Origin of the sequence: Cellvibrio sp. ARAG 10.3 (genome assembly GCF_051846955.1) — a bacterium.
Classification (GTDB): Bacteria; Pseudomonadota; Gammaproteobacteria; order Pseudomonadales; family Cellvibrionaceae; genus Cellvibrio.
Window position 1 is genome coordinate 1 of sequence record NZ_JBPYCU010000068.1, and the last position, 1,077, is coordinate 1,077.

General features: G+C 52.2%; 1 pseudogene. It reads right to left on the bottom strand.

Annotated elements, in window-relative coordinates:
* Nucleotides 1–1,077: pseudogene (locus tag ACSV5M_RS21810) on the bottom strand (conjugative transfer ATPase); the annotation flags it as partial.

Sequence of the window (1,077 nt, forward strand, 5' to 3'; positions counted from 1 at the left end):
TCGAAACAGGCCTTGCACGTTATCCGCCAGCACAACGCCTTCGGTATATTTCTTTGGCACCTTGCGGGTGTTCAACAGCATCTGCCGTTCGTCATCGGTGAGCGATTTAAAACGCTCGACCTGTTTCAGTTCTTCGCTATTCACGAACAACAATACCCACCACTCGAACATCGACAGGATTTTTTCCGCCTCATCCGGAAAGTCTTTCATATTTTGGGTGGCCATCCACAACCACACGGCATCACGTCGCCCGAGCAACTTGGCGAGTGTCACGAGGTATTTGGCGAGAAGTTTTTCGGTTGTGATGACGTGGGCTTCGTCGGTCAGCGCAATAGTGTCGCGACCGTCATTTTTGGTGCGCTTGGCCCGCGCAATGATTTGATTCATCAAACTGATGTAGGCAACGGAGAGCTTGTCTTTCGTGTCATTGCCGCTGGCCAGAGAGCCCAGATCAATGCGAATGTAATCGGCGTCGGGTAGTTCATCGCCGGGGCGATTAAACATCTCGCCAGCAAATCCGTCGGTAAACAATTTCATCGCATCGACCATCTCCTCAATGCGACCGCGCTTGGATTCGCGGTGCGCCTTCAACGCATCGAGTGCAACAATCACGTCTTTGGTAATCAGGTGTTTGCGTTTTGCTTTCTTCGCGGTAATCGCTGCATTGAGAATAGCTTCCTTCAGTAGCGCGCCATCTTGGCGAGAAAACTTTGCCTCTTCAGTCGGTACGCAACCCGTCACCATAATCTGAGCGATGATCAGCATTTCACCCAGAATGTCGCGCGTCACTTTTTCATCGGCATCGGCTGAGAAGGCCTCAGCCTCTTCGCTGTCATCGTCATCTGCTTTGGCCGTGTCGACGGAAATCACCCGCCCGTCATCATCAACCAATTCCATTGCCGGTTGATAAGGCGCGAGTGACGGTGCAATACCGGGGCTGAGTGTAATATCGACGGTCGATAACCCACGCTCTTTGAAAAACGTGGTCAGCAATCCAAAGCTGTTTCCTGCCTCCATCACCACGAGGCGCACGCGGTAGATCGCCATGATCATCATTTGTAGATACAGCAGCGTTGC